General features: G+C 64.3%; 16 protein-coding genes and 2 pseudogenes. 7 read left to right on the top strand and 11 right to left on the bottom strand.

Annotated elements, in window-relative coordinates; all coding sequences use genetic code 11:
- The first annotated feature begins 145 nt into the window (after positions 1–145).
- Complete coding sequence (locus tag G7067_RS03100; protein WP_166321910.1) at positions 146–1,087, top strand: phosphatase PAP2 family protein; 942 nt, start codon at positions 146–148, stop codon at positions 1,085–1,087.
- Between the two features lie 72 nt (positions 1,088–1,159).
- On the opposite strand, the gene G7067_RS03095 is transcribed toward G7067_RS03100, so the two are convergent.
- From G7067_RS03095 to G7067_RS03065, 8 genes are all read right to left on the bottom strand, one after another.
- Complete coding sequence (locus G7067_RS03095) at positions 1,160–1,654, bottom strand: hypothetical protein (RefSeq protein WP_166321908.1); 495 nt, start codon at positions 1,652–1,654, stop codon at positions 1,160–1,162.
- A 270-nt stretch (positions 1,655–1,924) separates the two neighbouring features.
- Positions 1,925–2,335, bottom strand: coding sequence for a DUF6157 family protein (locus tag G7067_RS03090; protein WP_166321906.1), 411 nt, complete (start codon positions 2,333–2,335; stop codon positions 1,925–1,927).
- A 547-nt stretch (positions 2,336–2,882) separates the two neighbouring features.
- Entirely contained in the window at positions 2,883–3,287 is a 405-nt protein-coding gene (locus tag G7067_RS03085; protein ID WP_166321904.1) for a Fur family transcriptional regulator, read from the bottom strand.
- Between the two features lie 33 nt (positions 3,288–3,320).
- Positions 3,321–3,497 (bottom strand): hypothetical protein, encoded by a 177-nt coding sequence (locus G7067_RS14615; RefSeq protein ID WP_280115749.1) that lies wholly within the window; start codon positions 3,495–3,497, stop codon positions 3,321–3,323.
- Positions 3,494–4,159: a metal ABC transporter permease gene (locus G7067_RS03080; RefSeq protein ID WP_280115748.1), complete on the bottom strand. Its 666-nt coding sequence runs from the start codon at positions 4,157–4,159 to the stop codon at positions 3,494–3,496. Before G7067_RS03080 ends, G7067_RS14615 begins: the two co-directional genes overlap by 4 nt.
- Positions 4,156–5,052 (bottom strand): metal ABC transporter permease, encoded by an 897-nt coding sequence (locus G7067_RS03075; protein WP_244301321.1) that lies wholly within the window; start codon positions 5,050–5,052, stop codon positions 4,156–4,158. The genes G7067_RS03080 and G7067_RS03075 overlap by 4 nt, the downstream gene beginning before the upstream one ends.
- Positions 5,053–5,066: 14 nt before the next feature.
- A complete protein-coding gene (locus G7067_RS03070; protein WP_166321902.1) occupies positions 5,067–5,849 on the bottom strand; it encodes a metal ABC transporter ATP-binding protein in 783 nt (260 codons plus the stop codon).
- Positions 5,846–6,958 (bottom strand): metal ABC transporter substrate-binding protein, encoded by a 1,113-nt coding sequence (locus G7067_RS03065; protein WP_166321900.1) that lies wholly within the window; start codon positions 6,956–6,958, stop codon positions 5,846–5,848. Before G7067_RS03065 ends, G7067_RS03070 begins: the two co-directional genes overlap by 4 nt.
- A 105-nt stretch (positions 6,959–7,063) precedes the next feature.
- Between G7067_RS03065 and G7067_RS03060 the strand changes: the two genes are divergently transcribed.
- The 4 genes from G7067_RS03060 to G7067_RS03045 all read left to right on the top strand — a co-directional run bounded on the left by G7067_RS03060 (position 7,064) and on the right by G7067_RS03045 (position 10,237).
- Positions 7,064–8,437, top strand: coding sequence for an amidase (locus tag G7067_RS03060; protein WP_166321898.1), 1,374 nt, complete (start codon positions 7,064–7,066; stop codon positions 8,435–8,437).
- Positions 8,438–8,504: 67 nt separating this feature from the next.
- Positions 8,505–8,735: a heavy-metal-associated domain-containing protein gene (locus G7067_RS03055; RefSeq protein WP_166321896.1), complete on the top strand. Its 231-nt coding sequence runs from the start codon at positions 8,505–8,507 to the stop codon at positions 8,733–8,735.
- Between the two features lie 191 nt (positions 8,736–8,926).
- The gene (locus G7067_RS03050) at positions 8,927–9,133 is read left to right on the top strand and encodes a PIN domain-containing protein (RefSeq protein ID WP_205881230.1); all 207 of its coding nucleotides are present in this window, start codon (positions 8,927–8,929) and stop codon (positions 9,131–9,133) included.
- Positions 9,134–9,190: 57 nt separating this feature from the next.
- A complete protein-coding gene (locus G7067_RS03045) occupies positions 9,191–10,237 on the top strand; it encodes a cation diffusion facilitator family transporter (protein WP_166321894.1) in 1,047 nt (348 codons plus the stop codon).
- A 68-nt stretch (positions 10,238–10,305) separates the two neighbouring features.
- On the opposite strand, the gene G7067_RS03040 is transcribed toward G7067_RS03045, so the two are convergent.
- On the bottom strand, positions 10,306–11,067 hold the full coding sequence (locus G7067_RS03040; RefSeq protein ID WP_166321892.1) for an SDR family NAD(P)-dependent oxidoreductase: 762 nt from the start codon (positions 11,065–11,067) through the stop codon (positions 10,306–10,308).
- A gap of 121 nt (positions 11,068–11,188) precedes the next feature.
- Between G7067_RS03040 and G7067_RS03035 the strand changes: the two genes are divergently transcribed.
- Positions 11,189–11,656 carry a Fur family transcriptional regulator gene (locus G7067_RS03035; RefSeq protein ID WP_166321890.1) on the top strand — a complete coding sequence of 156 codons (468 nt, stop codon included), beginning with the start codon at positions 11,189–11,191 and terminating at the stop codon, positions 11,654–11,656.
- Positions 11,657–11,659: 3 nt separating this feature from the next.
- Positions 11,660–13,871 (top strand): annotated as a pseudogene (katG, locus tag G7067_RS03030) (catalase/peroxidase HPI).
- A 131-nt stretch (positions 13,872–14,002) separates the two neighbouring features.
- On the opposite strand, the pseudogene G7067_RS03025 reads toward katG, so the two are convergent.
- Together G7067_RS03025 and G7067_RS03020 are read right to left on the bottom strand one after the other, a co-directional pair.
- A pseudogene (locus G7067_RS03025) lies at positions 14,003–15,354 on the bottom strand (dihydrolipoamide acetyltransferase family protein).
- Between the two features lie 79 nt (positions 15,355–15,433).
- On the bottom strand, positions 15,434–16,357 hold the full coding sequence (locus G7067_RS03020) for an alpha-ketoacid dehydrogenase subunit beta (protein WP_244301319.1): 924 nt from the start codon (positions 16,355–16,357) through the stop codon (positions 15,434–15,436).
- Positions 16,358–16,374: the final 17 nt, after the last annotated feature.

Below are 16,374 nucleotides of genomic sequence, written 5' to 3'. Positions count from 1 at the left end.
CGGCTCACCAAAATCCGCGTGGGACGCGAGGTGCTCTTTGTGAACGATACCCCCATGCCGGCTCTGGCACCGCCGCGGCACCGAGGGTCAAAGTAGCTAGTGGCGTGCTCGGCGAGCCTGCAGCCAGGACTGTCAAAATACCTGAATGTCCAGCACCGCAACCACCCCTTCAGCGACCACCGTCAGCACCGCAACGACAACTTCAGCGACAACCGCCGCAGCGCAGACGCGCCTAATCCGACCCACCCGGTGGTGGATACTTCTCGTTGCCGCAGTGATCCTCTTCACCGCGATCTACATTCTCGCGGTACTCACCCCGACGGGGCAGAGTTTTGAGAATGCGGCGCTGCGCGGGGCCGACCAGGTCGGCCAGCAGGGCTTCAACGAAGCGAACCGGGCGCTCGGCCAGATCACCATCTGGAGCCTCATCATCGCCACCGCCCTTGTCGGGCTGATCGGGCTGCTGCGGCGGCAGTTCTTACTCGCGGTCATCGGTGTCGGGGTCATCGGAGCCGGGCAGATCATCACACAGTCGCTCAAACGCTTCATTCTGCCGCGGCCCGAACTGGTGCCCGTGACCGGAGACTTCACCGCAAACTCGCTGCCTTCGGGTCACACCACCATCGCGATGACGGTGCTCATCGCGCTGTTCTTGGTCGTGCCATACCGCTTTCGCGGCGTTGTCATGCTGTTCGTGAGCGGCTGGGCCGTCGGCATCGGCGCCTATACCGTGACCGCAAAATGGCATCGGCTTTCAGACACCATCGCTGCGGATCTGGTTGCTCTCGCTGTCGGCTCAGTCGCCGCGCTGATTCTGCTGCGCCTCGGGCGACTACGCAGGGTGGGTCGGCGGCCCCGGCTGCGCATGATTGTCGTCGTGTTTCTGGCACTATCGGGAATGGTGGCACTCCTGCTGGGTGTCGTGCTGGCGACATCACCGCTGAACTATCCACTCCACAGCCCGGTCATTGAGTGGAACGTCTATCTTGCAGCTCACTCACTCGCCTCCGCCGGCTCGGTATTCGCCCTGCTGACTTACTGGGGCACGTGGCGCGGCATCGAGGTCGTTCGGCGCGTCGGCAAGTAGCGCATTCCACGGAGCGTAATTACAGTAGTCGTTCGCGGCTGCGACTGCACGCCGGGGTCTCCCCTGCCCGCTTCATTGTTGCCCTTTGGGCAAGGCGAGCAGCGCGACGACGGAGAAACAGACGAACCCACCCATAACGGAGATGATGCCCGGGGCTGCGCCGAGCTCGACAACGTATTCGGTCGCCATCCCCCGGGAAACAAGCAACTGAACGTACAGCCCCGCAGCAACAGCCCCCGTCGCGCCGACGCCCGCAGCACTCGCCATACGGCCAAGGCCGCTCCACCGCCACCCCAGCGCGGCTCCGCTCGTCACGCTGATTGCCGCGAGCGCGGCAATCAAGCAGCCGAGCGACCATGCATTGATGACGGCTTCGGGAGACAAAAACGAATCCGCTTTGCCCCCTGACCAGTGTGAGGGGATCTGAGCGGGAAGGTCACTCCAAGACGAGGTGATCCACCAGACACTCAGAGTAATGACTGGCGGCCCGATCATTCCCACTGCGACGATCCGCACTCTCTGAGGCATTGGCACCGCCGGTCTTTCTTCGACGCGCTGTGTGCTCATCGTCACGATCCTTAGCTCAACGGACAAGAACTCCGGAAGCGATCGCGGTACACCCCTGCCCCGCGATCACTTCAGCCAACGACAACATCGGCCGTAATCCCCGTCTCCGCTTCAAAGCTATACCAACCACACTGGTGTATGGCAGGCAATCTCCCACATTCAGACCTGAATCTCAAGGCAAGGTCTCACTGATTCTGGAATGACCAGACCCGCCACGGACACGACCGCTCGATCATCACGCGGGTTCGCTGAAGAGCTCAAGCTCGGGGTTCACACCCGCTTCGAGCGCATTGCCCGAAGGTGCTTCACGCTGCTGTCCTCGGCCAACTCGCGGTAACGATCCGATCCCACAGGCACAAGCGCCACCCGTCCATCGGCGTCGGAGTGCACACCCCAGCCGTAGCGTTTGCCGAGCGGTGAGGCACGGAGGCAAGCCTGCGACTTCGCGAAGAAAGCCGCACGAGCGCCCGCGCGCTCAGAAGCAGGTATCGCATTGCGAATCGCGTACACCTCGAATAGCACATCGTCAGAAGTGAAGTCGTAGGGATGCTCTGCGATGATGCGATGTTGCAGTTCCGCGACGGAGGGCGTCTTCGCCCCGGGCTGCGGCACCTGCGCCTCGTCTACTGGGCAGTCGGCCGCAACCTCAATGAAGGTGCTCTCGTAGTTTGTGGTTCCCATTCGATCATTCTGCCGCACCGTCGTTTGAAGCAGAATGGGCTTGGGTGACGAATCAGCTGGAGTGAAAGTATGCCGCGGGGCGCAGGGGTGCGGGCCGGATCTCGCTTCGTGGCGTGGCCGGGCGCTGAGCAAGTGGCTGTGTCCTGCGGGATCATTCGCGTTACTTGGAGCCAGTGAGGCTCCGTGATTTCACGTGAGGCTCACTGATCACAAGTCAAGTCAAGTGAGGATCGCGACGATGTTCAGCCTGGATGAGCCCCGACGGGACTTCGAACGCAGAGTGACGATGATGCTCGGACACACAACGTCGACTTGACGCGAGAATGATCACGTCGACCGAACGACCTTGTGCCTAGCGCTAACAGGGCCAGGGTCCGCACGAACAATTCGTTGTGTGCGCGAATTGTTCCTATCCGGTCCCATAAGAACAATCTGCGCACACGCCAAAGAGCGTCAGCTTCCGCGAACTCAACCGACCACACCCCAGCACCCCCGTGCGATCCATCGAAAAGCCCTCAATCCGACGAGGCGGAGAAAAGGCTACAGGCTACGAGCTTGCAGGCTCCCGGCAATTCATGCACAAACCGAAAATGTCAACGACGTGTTCGATCTCACTGAAACCGTGCTCGGCCGCGACGCGCTGCGTCCACTCCTCAACGAGGTTCGCTGACAACTCGCGGGTGTCGCCGCAACTGCGGCAAATCAAATGGTGGTGATGGCCCTGGGTGGCGCAGGATCGGAACAGGTTCTCACCCTCGGGAGATTGCAACGAGTCCGCTTCGCCCATCTCCGCAAGCCCGGCAAGCGCGCGGTACACCGTTGCAAGGCCGATCGTAGAGCCCCCCTCTCGCAACACCTGGTGCAGATCCTGAGCACTCACGAACCCGCGCTTCTCAGCGAGCGCCGCCCGCACCGCCTCGCGCTGCCAGGTATTACGCCTGGGCTGCTCCATCACGCACCTCCCACGTTGACGGTGGAATCTCCACTATGTCGATTCAACCGTAGCGAAGTTTTGAGCCTTCGAGGTTTTCTGCACGAATCTCCCCAGCGCGCCGCGCACGAGCAACGCCAGCAGAAACACCCCCGTCACCACGACACCGATCGCCCCGCCGGCCGCGATTGCGAGCTCGCGCGACAACCACAGCCCACAAAGCCCACTCACGACACCAATGATCGCGGCGAGCGGGGCACCCAAGAAATGCGAGGCGCAATGAGCCTGGCTGCGGCAGCGGGGCCAATCAGGATCGCGACTCCCAGGATCGCACCCACCGCCGGCATCGCGACCACCACAGAGGCCGCGATCAGCCCGGTCACAACGAGTTCCACGGGCCAGGCCCGAAACCCAGCCGCCGCAAACCCCACCGGGTCAAAGGTGTGGAACAGGATCCGCCGCCCGGCTAGCGAGACGACGCCGAGCGTGGCAAGCAATACGACCGCGGTGCTCACCACATCGCTCTCGTTCACAGCAAGCGGGGATCCAACGAGCAACGCTTCGACCGGCACCCCCAGCCCCGGGTTGAGGCTCGCAAGCAGCGTGCCGAGGGCGAAACCGAAAGACAACACCACCCCGCTCGTCACCTGCCGGCCCTGGTCGGGCACGCGGCCGAGCAGCGTCATGATCAGCACGAGCAGCAGCGCGAACACGGCCTGCCCGAGCAGCAGATTCCACCCAAGCACCGCAAATGCCACCCCGCCCGGAAAGGTGGCGTGGCTCAGTGCCACCGCAAAAAACGAACGCCGCCGGAACACAATCAGCGTGCCAGCGATCCCGGAGAGGAGCCCCAGCAGCACAACCTCAAGGCTTGCAAGCGCAAAGTAGTTCATCGCGCATCGCCCCCCGCATCAATGCGAGCCCGCCCTCGGACGCTCCCCGCAAGCCGAACCAGCGCGGCCACCGCGTACACCGCAACCAGCAGCAGCACCACGACGGCACCGGGCGACACGGTGACTCCCGCACCCACCGACCATTCAAACGACAACCACAACCCGAAGGCTCCCGCGAAAAGCGGGGTCAGGATCGCGAGCGGAATGAGCAGCGCAAATCTGCGGGTGATGAGCCGGGCCACAGCCATCGGCACCGTGAGGAGCGCGATCACCATCAGCACCCCGAGCGCTTGCACCCCCGCAACAACGAGCAAAGCAACCGCGACGCTCAGCACAATATCGGTGGCAAGCGGGCGAAATCCCGCGGCCGCGAAGCCCGCAGGATCGAAGGCGCGAAACAGTTGCGCTCGCCAAGTGACCAGGAGGACCCCGAGGGCGAGAATCGCCACGATCACGATCTGCCCTAACTGCATATCGGTCACGGTCAGCAGCCTGCCAAACAGAAGCTCCTGCAACTGCGAGACGTAACCCTCCTGCTTCGACACAAGAACAATGCCGAGACTGAAAAGCCCCGCGAGCACCACCGCAATAGCGGAATCGGTTCCGGTGCCGCCGCGATAATCGATCACCGTGAAGAGAATTCCGGCCAGGACCGCCGCGATCATGGCCCCCGGGAGCAGGCCCGCAGTGCCGCCGACTGCAGCGCCCACCACCAGACCGGGGAACACGGCATGCACCAAGCCGTCACTCACAAACTCAAGCTCGCGGAAGCTGATGAAGAGACCCACGATGCCCGCCGCTACCGCGAGAATCACGACAGTGAGAAGCGCCCGCCACATGAACGGCAGGGCTAAAACCTCGAAGACCGAGAAATCGCTCGCCGCCGGCAGCACCGCACTCAACACCGTCACTCCGTTTCGCGGGTGGTGGTGACGGTGTGATGATCAAGCTCCACCGTGGTGTCTTGGAAGGCGTGCTGCACTGCATCGAGGGTGAGCGCTGCATCGACGGTGCCGTAGCTTGCAGGGTGTCCGGGTTGTCCGGGTTTGTGTCCGCTCGCAAGCAGCAAAACATGCGTGCAAGCGGCCTGGGCGATCTCCAGATCGTGCGTCGACACCAGCACCGTACGACCCTCGGTGCGCAAGCCCCGAACAAGATCGAGCAACACCTCACGGTTCTCTCGGTCGAGACCGTTGAAGGGTTCGTCAAGCAGCAGCAGCTGAGGGTTCGAGACGAGTGCACGCGCCAGGATCCCGCGCTGCTGCTGCCCTCCCGAAAGCTCACCGAAACGTCTCCCAGCAAACTGCGCGAGCCCAACCCGTTCTAATGCCGCGCTCACGGCCAGCTTGCCCGCGCTTCCAACCCGGCCAAACGTTCCAAGGGAGCGGTAGAGACCCATCGTCACCACCTGGCGGAGGGTGATCGGCAAGCTGGTATCGCGGCTGTCTGCCTGCGGCAGTGAGCCTATGCGCCGACGTGCGCGCGCCGGATCCTCCCCCAGCACCTCGATCCGCCCCGCCGTGAGTTCGGCGAGCCCGAGAACACCCCGCAGCAGCGTCGACTTGCCTGAGCCGTTGGGGCCGATGAGCGCAACGGCGGCACCTGCAGGCACCTCAACGCTTAACCCCTCAACGCGGGTGACCCCTGCGTAGCCAAATGCGGCATCTTGGAGGGAGAGTGCGGATGTCATCTTTGCAGAGTAGCGGGTAGTTCGTCTGGCTTCACACCCCAGCTCTCAAGAATCAGCTGTGTGTTGTGGATCGTCGCGTCGATGTAAGTGTCGGCACCGCTACCCGCGACCCCGAGCGAGTCAGCGTAGAGCGATTCGGCGTCGACAACCTTCACCCCCGCCTCCTGCGAGATGGCCTGCGCGAGCTTCGGGCTCATCGACGATTCAACGAAGATTGCCTTCACCCCACGCTCCTTAATGCTTTGCACGAGCGCATCAATGTCGGCCGCGCTCGGCTCGGCATTGTCTTCAAAGCTCGGCAGGATCGCGCCAGCGAACTCGATGCCGTAGTCGTGCAGGTAGTAGCTGAGCGAGTCGTGCCCGCTAACGATCACACGATCGGCCACGGGTACCCGTTCAAACTGCGCGGCGATCCAGGTGTCGAGATCCTGAAGTTTGGCGAGGTACGCATCAGCGCGCTTGTTGAAATCTTTGGCGTGCGCGGGATCTGCCTTCTCGAGGCCCGCCGTGATCTCGGCGACCATGCCCTCCGCGAAGCGTGGGGAGGTCCAGATGTGCGGGTTGATGTCGCCGTGGTCGTGCCCGGCGTGGTCTTCCTCAGCGTGTGCGTGGTCGTGTGCGTGGTCGTGATCCGCAGTGCCGTGGTCGTGATCCGCTTCCCCAGCGTGCGCGGAGTCTTCGCTCTCCGAGGTGATCAACTTTGCCTCGGCCTCGTCGATACCTTCGCTCGCATCGATCACCACACCTTTGAACCCTGAGGACTCCACGGCGCTATCGATGAAGGTTTCAAGCCCGGCACCGTTGACAACGAGCACGTCGGCTTGGCCGAGGGCGAGCAGGTCGGCGGGCGTCGGATCGAAGTGGTGCGCGGATGCGCCGGCGGTGAGGAGACCCGTCAGGGCGACGTCGTTGCCACCGATCTCGGCCACAAAATCGGCGAGCTGCGTTGTTGTGGCGACGACCTTCAGGCCCGCCGAATGGGTGTCGTCAGAGCCTGCGGGGGAGCCGCTACAGGCACTGAGGGTGAGGGCGGCACCTGTCGCAAGCGCCATCGCCGCGAGGGAGAGGGAGCGCGGTGAGCGCGCGGGAGAGGCTGAGATGAGGGTCATGGGCACACTTTCTAAATGAAAACGGGTCTCAGTATAATGGCAATTGATAATCGTTCGCAATGAGTGGTTGAAGCAGCGATCCCGGACTCGCCTTAGGCTGAGATCGTGACGACACTTCCCGACACCGCCCTGAGTCTGCGCGCCGCCCTCCGCGCGGGCGAACTTTCGGCGCGCGATGCGGTCGAAGAATCGCTCAACAGGATCGCTGACGCAGAAGATCTGGGGGCGTTCATCAGCGTCAATCCCGAGCTGGCTCTGCGGGAAGCCGAAGCCGCGGACGCGTATTTCGCGGCGAACCGCTCGGACCCTACCGCGATTCCCTCGCTGCACGGCATGCCCACCGCCCACAAGGATCTCTCCGATGTTGCGGGAGTGGCGACCACGCACGGCAGCGCCGCCCTCCCCAGCGCCACCGCCGCCACCGACAGCGCAGAAGTGCGCCTGCTGCGCCGGGCAGGCACGATCAGTCTCGGCAAAACCCAGGTGCCCGAGTTCGGCCTCACCGGCTACTCCGAGAACTTGATCGCGCCTCCCGCGTGCAACCCGCACGATCCTGAGCGCACCGCGGGCGGGTCCTCGGGTGGGTCCGCGGCCGCCGTGGCGGCGGGGCTGCTCCCCCTCGCTCCGGGCAGCGACGGTGGCGGATCGATCCGGATCCCAGCACTCGCCTGCGGGCTGATCGGCCTAAAACCGGGCCTCGGCACGATCCCGAGCGACCCCGCGCAGGATGCGCGCGACAGCTTCGGGGCACCGCGCCTGACCGTGAGTGGGCCGCTCGCGCGAACGCCACAGGACGCGGCACTGCTCTTCGACGCGATGCGGGGTACCGCAGGGGAGCCGAGTCTCACAGCAGTGGCGCACTCCGACGGCCTTCGCGGCTTGCGGGTTGGGATCAGCACCGTATCCCCGTTCGAGTCGGCGCACCCGACACCGCTTTCTGCGGAGGCGCTCGCGGCGTTCACGCATGCGGCGCACCTGCTCGAACAGCGTCAGCATCACGTCGAAGAAGCGGAAGTGAGTTACCTCCCGAACTACCCAGAGGCGTTCACCACGTCCTGGACCGCGGCTCTGTCTCTGCTGCGGCTCGAGGAGGGCGCCGAGGATCTCCTCACCCCGTTCACTCGATGCTTTCGCGAGCGCGCCCGCAGCAGGGGTGACGCCGCGCACCATCATGCAGCCGCACAGCTGCGACGCTTCGCATCGGAGGCTCGCGCGCAGTGGGGTCGCTATGACGTGATTCTGACGCCCGGGCTCGCGTTTACACCTCCCCGCATCGGCGCATTCACCTCGCTCAGCCCCGACGACGATTACCGACTGCAGTGCGAGTGGGCACCTTTTACCTCAATGGTCAATGTGGCTGGATTGCCCGCCATCGCCGTGCCGATTGACGGGCCCCATTCCTGGACCGGCGTGCAACTCATCGGCCGCGCGGGAAGCGAGATCCAGTTGCTGCAACTCGCAACCCAGCTCACGGAGTAGCCTGCACATTGAAGAGTCGCATCACATACCCCGAGGGGTATAGTAGAGGTCTACCGAAGGAGACAGCATGAGCACCACGATCACATCCAACTTCCTCGTCACCGGGATGACCTGCAGCCACTGCGAGAACGCTATCCGCGAAGAGGTCAGCCAGATCCCAGGGGTCACGGACATCGAGGTCAGCGCCGAGACTGGGCTGCTGCGGGTCACTCAGAGTGCGGGCTCGGCGCCCGATGCCGCGGACATCATCGCCGCAGTAGACGAAGCCGGGTACGAGGCGGCGCTACAGGGGGCATAAGCACCGCGCACTGTTCGCCGTGAGGGGGCGGGAGGGGAAACGGCCCTGGCCCTTCCTTTCCCGCCCCATTGATCTACGCTGTAGAACATGAGCACGGTAGGGATTCGAGCGCTGAAGCAGAACGCCTGTAGTGCTCACCTACCTCGACACTTCGGCGCTCGTAAGGTTCATTCTGCCGGAGCCAGAGCAGGATCCGCTGCGCATTTGTCAGGCTCGACTCCTCGATCTACGCAGAAGCCGAGCGCCTCGAACCGCACTCGCTCCGCTCACTCGACGTGATCCACCTCGCCGCCGCCCTCGCCCTCGGCAGCCAGCTTGACGAGATCCTGACCGTTGATAATCGCCTGGCCGAAGCCGCAAGAAATGTGGGCATCCGGTCGGTGAGTATTGCGATGTAATCGCACACCGCGCCGCCCGGCCTAACCGCATATACCCCATGGGGGTACAATCGACGCATGACTGCCGGGGACAATCACCATACTGCGGGGCACAACAACGAATCAGGCGTCTGCGATCCCGCATTCAGTGAAGGCCACCCCGTACCCTCTGCCGCAAAAGTGAACAGCAGCGGGCACGGCCACGGCCACGATCACGGCGCCCGCGGTCCCGTCACTGGCACCGCGGGCGCCAAGCACCGCAAGCGTCTGATCCTGGTGCTCACCATCACCCTCACCGTCTTCGTGGTGCAGGTCGTGGGTGCGCTGATCTCAAACTCCCTTTCTCTGCTGGCCGACGCCGGACACATGCTGACGGACGCGACCGGCGTCGCTATCGCCCTCATCGCGACGCTCATCGCGGGCCTGCCAGCCACCTCGAAGCGCACCTTCGGCTACCTGCGCGTCGAGGTGCTCGCGGCTCTCGTCAACGGCATCGTGCTCGGCGTCATCGCGGTAGTCATCTTTGTGCAGGCAATCACACGCTTTGGCACCGAGGTCGAGATTGAGACCGGGCCGATGCTCGTCGCGGCCATACTCGGCGCCGTCGCAAATCTGGTCTCGCTGCTCATTCTGCGGGCCGGTCAGAAGGAGAGCATCAACGTGCGCGGAGCCTATCTTGAGGTGCTGGGTGACCTGCTCGGCTCGGCCGCCGTGATCATCGCGGGTGTTATCATCCTGTTCACCGGCTGGAACTTCGTCGATCAGATCGCCTCGCTACTCATTGCACTGCTGATCTTCCCGCGCGCGGTGAGCCTGCTGCGCGATGTCGTTAACGTGCTGCTGGAGGCGACCCCAAAGAATATCGATATTGATGAGGCTCGGAATCACATGCTGACCGTACCGGGCATCGCCGAGGTACACGACGTGCACGCCTGGACCATCACCTCGGGGGTGCCGGCATTCTCGGCGCACGTCACCGTGAGTGACCTGGCCTGGGACGAGCGCGGCTACCACGCGATCCTCGACGAGCTCCACGCCTGCCTGTACGCCCACTTCGCGACCGAACACGTCACGATCCAACTTGAGCCCGCGAGCCACCTCACCGAACGCCACACCCACCGCTAGCGAACCCGCGAAGGGGCGAAGTATTGCTCGCCGAGATCCCACGCACCGCCGACGCGCTGGGCCGGGAACTACCGCGGCGACATGCGCAGCGCACCATCCATGCGGATCGTCTCGCCATTGAGGTAGTCGTGCTCGGCAATCATCAGCACGAGCTTGGCGAACTCCGCAGGTGCGGCGAGACGCGCGGGGAACGGCACCGATCCAGCAAGCGCGGCGGCGGCTTCGGGGGCAATACCCGCAAAGAGGGGCGTCTCGACGATTCCGGGGGCGATCGTGTTGACGCGGATCCCCGATTGCGCAAGATCCCTGGCCGCGGCGATCGTAAGCGCGGCCACCCCGCCCTTCGATGCGGCGTAAGCAGCCTGGCCGACCTGCCCCTCAAAAGCCGCGATTGAGGCGGTGTTGACCACGAGCCCGCGCTGGCCATCTTCGTCGATCGGCGGCATCTCAGCCATGATCGCGCTGCCAAGGCGCAGCACGTTAAAGGTGCCAGTGAGGTTAATGTCAATCACCCGCCGGAACAGCTCAAGCTCGTGCACTCCCCGTGAAGACAGAATGCGTCGAGCCGGAGCAATCCCCGCGCAGTTGACGACGAGCCGGAGCGGTGCCGCCGGGTCACGGGCATCGAATGCCGTTTGAAGCTGAGCCTCATCGGTGACGTCGGCCGCGCAAAATCGGATCCCCGCTGAGGGCGATCCCGCCCCTTCTATGCTCGCGGGAAGATCGATCCCGAGCACCTCTACCCCGCACTCCGCAAGTGCTGATGCAACCGCCGCTCCGAGTCCCGACGCGGCGCCGGTCACCACCGCGCTTGCCCCACTGAGATCCATATCTGCTCTCCGTCCTGCCTCTATCATGACGGGTTTCTTCGCCCGCTTCCCATCCTGGCAGGCGACACTCCGTCAAGCCGCCATATTTTTGAGTCAATCAAAATAGCGCTACCCTTAGAGCGTGACCCCCACCCCGCCGCTTGACGACACGCCCTGGAGCGAGCGGCTGCGCGAACGCGGGTTGCGTGTCACGGCAGGGCGGATCGCGGCGCTCAATCACCTGAAGGCCAAGCCCCACACGACCGCGACTGAGCTTCACACGGCACTCATCACGGTCCTGCCTTCGCTCACACCGCAATCGGTGTACAACATCGTGCAGGATCTCACCGAGCACGGCCTTATCCGCAGGATCGATCCGCTCGGCGACGGCGGCGCTCGCTACGAAACCCGCACCGATGACAACCACCACCACCTCAGCTGCGTGCTCTGCGGCCGCATCGAAGACGTCGACTGCGTGATCGGCGAGGCGCCGTGCCTCGTTCCTCAGAGCACCCACGGCATGCGCGTGCTGCACGCTGATGTTACCTTCCGGGGCATCTGCGCAGCGTGCGAGCAAAAACCCCCATCTCCTCACCCACGAAAGGAATAGGCAGTGTCAGAAGACAACAAGTGCCCCATCGACCACAGCGGCCAGAGCGCGAGCCCGGCCGCCCGAGCGACCGCCGCAACCGGCAACACCGATTGGTGGCCCGATCGCCTCAATCTCAAGATTCTCGCGAAGAATCCCGACGTCGCGAACCCGCAAGGCGCAGACTTTGACTACAAGGCCGCCTTCGAGGCGCTCGATCTGGCAGAGGTCAAGCAAGATATCGCCAGCCTGCTCGTCGACTCGCAGCCGTGGTGGCCCGCCGACTTCGGGAACTATGGCCCGCTCATGATCCGCATGGCGTGGCACAGCGCTGGCACCTACCGCGTGTTCGACGGACGCGGCGGCGGCGGCACCGGCCAGCAGCGCTTCGCGCCCCTCAACAGCTGGCCAGACAACGTCGGCCTCGACAAGGCCCGCCGCCTGCTGTGGCCGGTCAAGAAGAAGTACGGCAAGTCGCTCTCCTGGGGCGACCTGATGATCCTCGCAGGCAACGTTGCGCACGAACAGATGGGCATGCCGACCTTCGGTTTCGCCGGCGGCCGCCCCGACGTGTGGGAGCCGGACGATGACGTGTACTGGGGCTCCGAGAAGTCCTGGCTCGGCGACGAAGCTCGATTCGATGGCAACAAGGAACTGCTGAAGCCACTCGGCGCGACGATGATGGGACTTATCTACGTCAACCCGGAGGGCCCGGGCGGTAACCCGGATCCTCTCGAAGCAGCAGTGCAAATCCGCGAAACCTTCAAACGCATGGCAATGGACGACGAAGAGACGGTCGCCCTCATCGCTGGCGGCCACACCTTCGGCAAGACCCACGGCGCGGCCCCGAGGGTGAGTACGCGGGTCCGGATCCTGAGGCTGCTCCAATGGAGCAGATGGGTCTTGGCTGGAAGGGCAGCTACGGCACCGGTGTCGGCAACGACACCGTCGGGTCAGGCCTCGAGGTCACCTGGACTTACCATCCGACACGCTGGGACAACGAATTCTTCCATATCCTCTTCGCCTACGACTGGGAGTGCGTCACTGGTGAGGGCGGTCACTACCACTGGCGGCCAACCAACGGGGCGGCGACGACATGGTGCCGATGGCACAGGGCGATGGCCGCCGTGAACCCCGCATGTTGACCACCGACATCTCGCTACGCGAAGACCCGATCTACCGCGAGATCTCGCTGCGGTTCAAGGACGATCAGGAGGCCTTCACCGAAGCCTACCGCCGCGCGTGGTTCAAGCTCACGCACCGTGATCTTGGCCCGAAGGCACGCTACCTCGGCCCCGAGGTTCCGGCAGAAGATCTGATCTGGCAGGATCCGATCCCCGTTCGAGACTATGAACTCATCACTGCGGCTGACGTCGCCATGCTCGAGACCAAGATCGCCGATGCCGGCCTCAGCATCAGCGAACTCGTGTCGACCGGCTGGGCGGCGGCATCCTCGTTCCGCGGCAGCGACAAACGTGGCGGTGCCAACGGTGGTCGCCTGCGGCTCGAGCCGCAGCGCAACTGGGAGGTCAACCGCCCGGAGCAGCTTGCGCGCGTCATCGCGGAGCTGGAGAAGATCCAGGCCGACTTCAACGCTTCTGCCACAGGCGGCAAGCAGGTCTCGTTCGCTGATCTGACCGTGCTTGCCGGCAACGTCGGCGTGAAGCAGGCAGCGAAGGCTGCAGGCTTCGATGTTGAGGTGCCGTTCACCCCGGGCCGCACCGACGCAACGCAGGAGCAGACCGACGTCGAATCGATGGAGTACCTCAACCCCGCAGCCGACGGCTTCCGCAACTACGAGAGCGCACGCGGCCTCGGCATGCCTGCTGAGCACCTACTCATCGATCGCGCGAACCTGCTGAATCTGTCGGCACCAGAGATGACGGTGCTGATCGGCGGCATGCGCGTGCTCGAAACCAACTGGGACGGCTCCAAGCACGGTGTGCTGACCGAGCGCCCAGGCGTGCTGAGCAACGATTTCTTCGTGAACCTGCTCGACCTCAACACGAAGTGGCGCGCCGTTGACTCCGAGTCACGCACCTTCGAGGGCAGCGACGAGGCAACGGGCGAGGTCCGCTGGAGCGGCACCCGCGCCGACCTGGTGTTCGGCTCGAACAGCGAGCTGCGTGCGGTCGCCGAGGTCTACGCGAGCGACGACGCGGCCGAGAAGTTCGTGCACGACTTCGTCGCAGCATGGGTGAAGGTCGCTGAGCTCGATCGCTTCGACTTGAGCTAGCGCTCCGGCGCAGGTGAGCGGCGCGAGTGGGTTGAAATCCCCTGGATTTCGACTCGCTCGCGCTCGCTCAATCGGCGGGGGGGCTCGCGCTCGCTCAATCAGCGGCGGCACAACGCCCGCACCTAACACCACTAGTCGAGCAGCAGCGCGGGCTCCTCAAGCACCGAGGCAACATCGGCAACAAAACGCGACACCACGTCACCGTCAACCACGCGGTGATCAAACGAACCGCCCACGGTGGTGACCATGCGCGGCCGGACCTCGCCGTCCACCACCCACGGCTTCTGCTTGATCGTGCCCATCGCGAGGATCGCCACCTCACCGGGGTTCAGGATCGGCAAGCCAAAGTCCATGCCAAAGACGCCGATGTTCGTCAGTGTGATCGTGCCGTTTGCCATGTCCGCCGGCGAGGTCCGGCCATCACGGGCGGTGATCGTCAGCTGCTCGATCGCCTGCGCGAGTTCAAGCAGGCTGAGATCCTGAGCATCCTTAATATTCGGCACGATCAGGCCACGGGGCGTCGCGGCCGCGATCCCGAGATTCACGAAATTATGCTGCACGATCTCGGTGTCGGTCCACATCGAGTTCACCTGCGGATTGCGGCGCACCGCCCACAGCATCGCGCGCGCGAAGATCAAGAGCGGCGACACCTTCACGCCCGCGAAATCGGTGGAGGACTTCAGGCGCTTCACGAACTCCATCGTGCGCGTCGCATCGACGTCGGTGAACACGCTGACGTGGGGGGCCGTGAACTTCGACGCCACCATCGCCTGGGCGGTGAGCTTGCGGACCCCCTTCACCGGGATCCGTTCCTCGCGGCTCGAGGGGACCTCCGGGGTCACGATATTGCGGAACAGGCTCGCCTGCGAAGCCTCCCGCACAACATCGTCGCGCAGAATCTCGCCGGCGATCCCACTCCCTACGACCATCGACAGGTCCACTCCGAGGTCTTTTGCAAGCTTCCGGATCGGCGGCTTCGCAATGATCGGCGAAGCGTCCGCCACCGGGATCGCAGCGGCTTGCGCGGTCGCGCCGATCAGCAGCGGCTCCCCCCTCGACGGCGGCGCGACTGCACGGTGCCGGCGGTGCCGTAGCCCACGAGCACCGCACCACCCTCGTCTCCGTCCGCAGACGCGCCCTCATGCTCGATCGAACTCGCGGTGTCGGCCACGGCGTCTCGGGTGTCCTCAGAGTCAGCGGCGGCAGCAGCAGGGGCGGGATCAGCGACCCCTCCAGCATCACCCGCAACACTCACGCGCAGGATCGGATCCCCCACGGGCACCGTCTGGCCCTCCTCGGCGAGCAGCGCGGTCACGGTCCCAGCAAACGGCGAGGGCAGTTCAACAAGCGACTTCGCTGTTTCGATCTCGCAGATCACCTGGTTGAGGGCGACGGCATCGCCGGGTGCGACGTGCCATGAGACAAGCTCGGCCTCAGTGAGACCCTCGCCGACATCGGGAAGGGGGAAGGTCATTTCGCTCATGGCGACTCCTTGAAACGTTGAACTGCTGTGCGTGTAGCGCGGTGAAGTGGGCCGCGGCGAGCGCGACACGTGTGGTGCCTTAGTAGTGCATTGTACGGTCGACCGCTTCAAGCACTCGGTCGGCATCCGGCAAATACAGACCTTCGACTCGCGCGGGCGGGAACGGCACGTCGTATCCAGCGACCCGCAGCACGGGTGCCTGCAGCGAGTAGAAGGCGTGCTCCGCAACATAAGCGGCAATCTCGCTACCGAGGCTTACCCCGCCCTGCGCCTCCTGCGCGACCACCAAGCGCCCCGTCTTTCGCACGGAGGCAAGCAACGGCTCGTAATCAATCGGAGACAGGCTGCGCAGATCGACGACCTCAATACTGGTGCCCTCGGTGCCCGCGATCTCGGCCGCCTGCAGCAGCGTGGTCACCATTGCGCCGTGGCCCACGACCGTGACATCGGTACCGGGCCGCGCGACGCGGGTCTGGTGCAGCGGGCTCGCAGCGGCGGAAGGATCCACCTCGCCCTTTTGCCAGTACTTCGCTTTGGGTTCGAAGAACAGCACCGGGTCGTTCGACTGGATCGCCTGCTGGATCATCCAGTACGCGTCGTTGGGTGTTGACGGCGCCACCACACGCAGTCCCGGCGTGTGCGCAAAGTAGGCGTCGGGGCTTTCCTGGTGATGCTCGACCGCGCCGATGTGCCCGCCGTAGGGCACCCGGATCACCACGGGCATCGATATCGTGCCGTCGTGACGGTTCGTGAGCTTCGCGAGCTGCGTCACGATCTGATTGAACGCCGGGAAGATGAAACCATCGAACTGGATCTCGATAACGGGTCGATACCCGCGCATCGCAAGCCCGATCGCGCTGCCGACAATCCCGGCCTCGGCGAGCGGAGTGTCAAGCACGCGAGCAGATCCGAACTCGGCCTGCAGCTTATCGGTGACCCGGAATACCCCGCCGAGGGGCCCGATATCTTCGCCCATCAGGATCACGCGGTCGTCAGCGGCCATCGCCGCACGCAGGCCCT

It is taken from the genome of Leucobacter insecticola (assembly GCF_011382965.1).
Lineage (GTDB): Bacteria > Actinomycetota > Actinomycetes > Actinomycetales > Microbacteriaceae > Leucobacter > Leucobacter insecticola.
The sequence above is the reverse complement of the archived record's forward strand: the minus strand, read 5'-3'. Positions and strand labels throughout refer to the sequence as shown.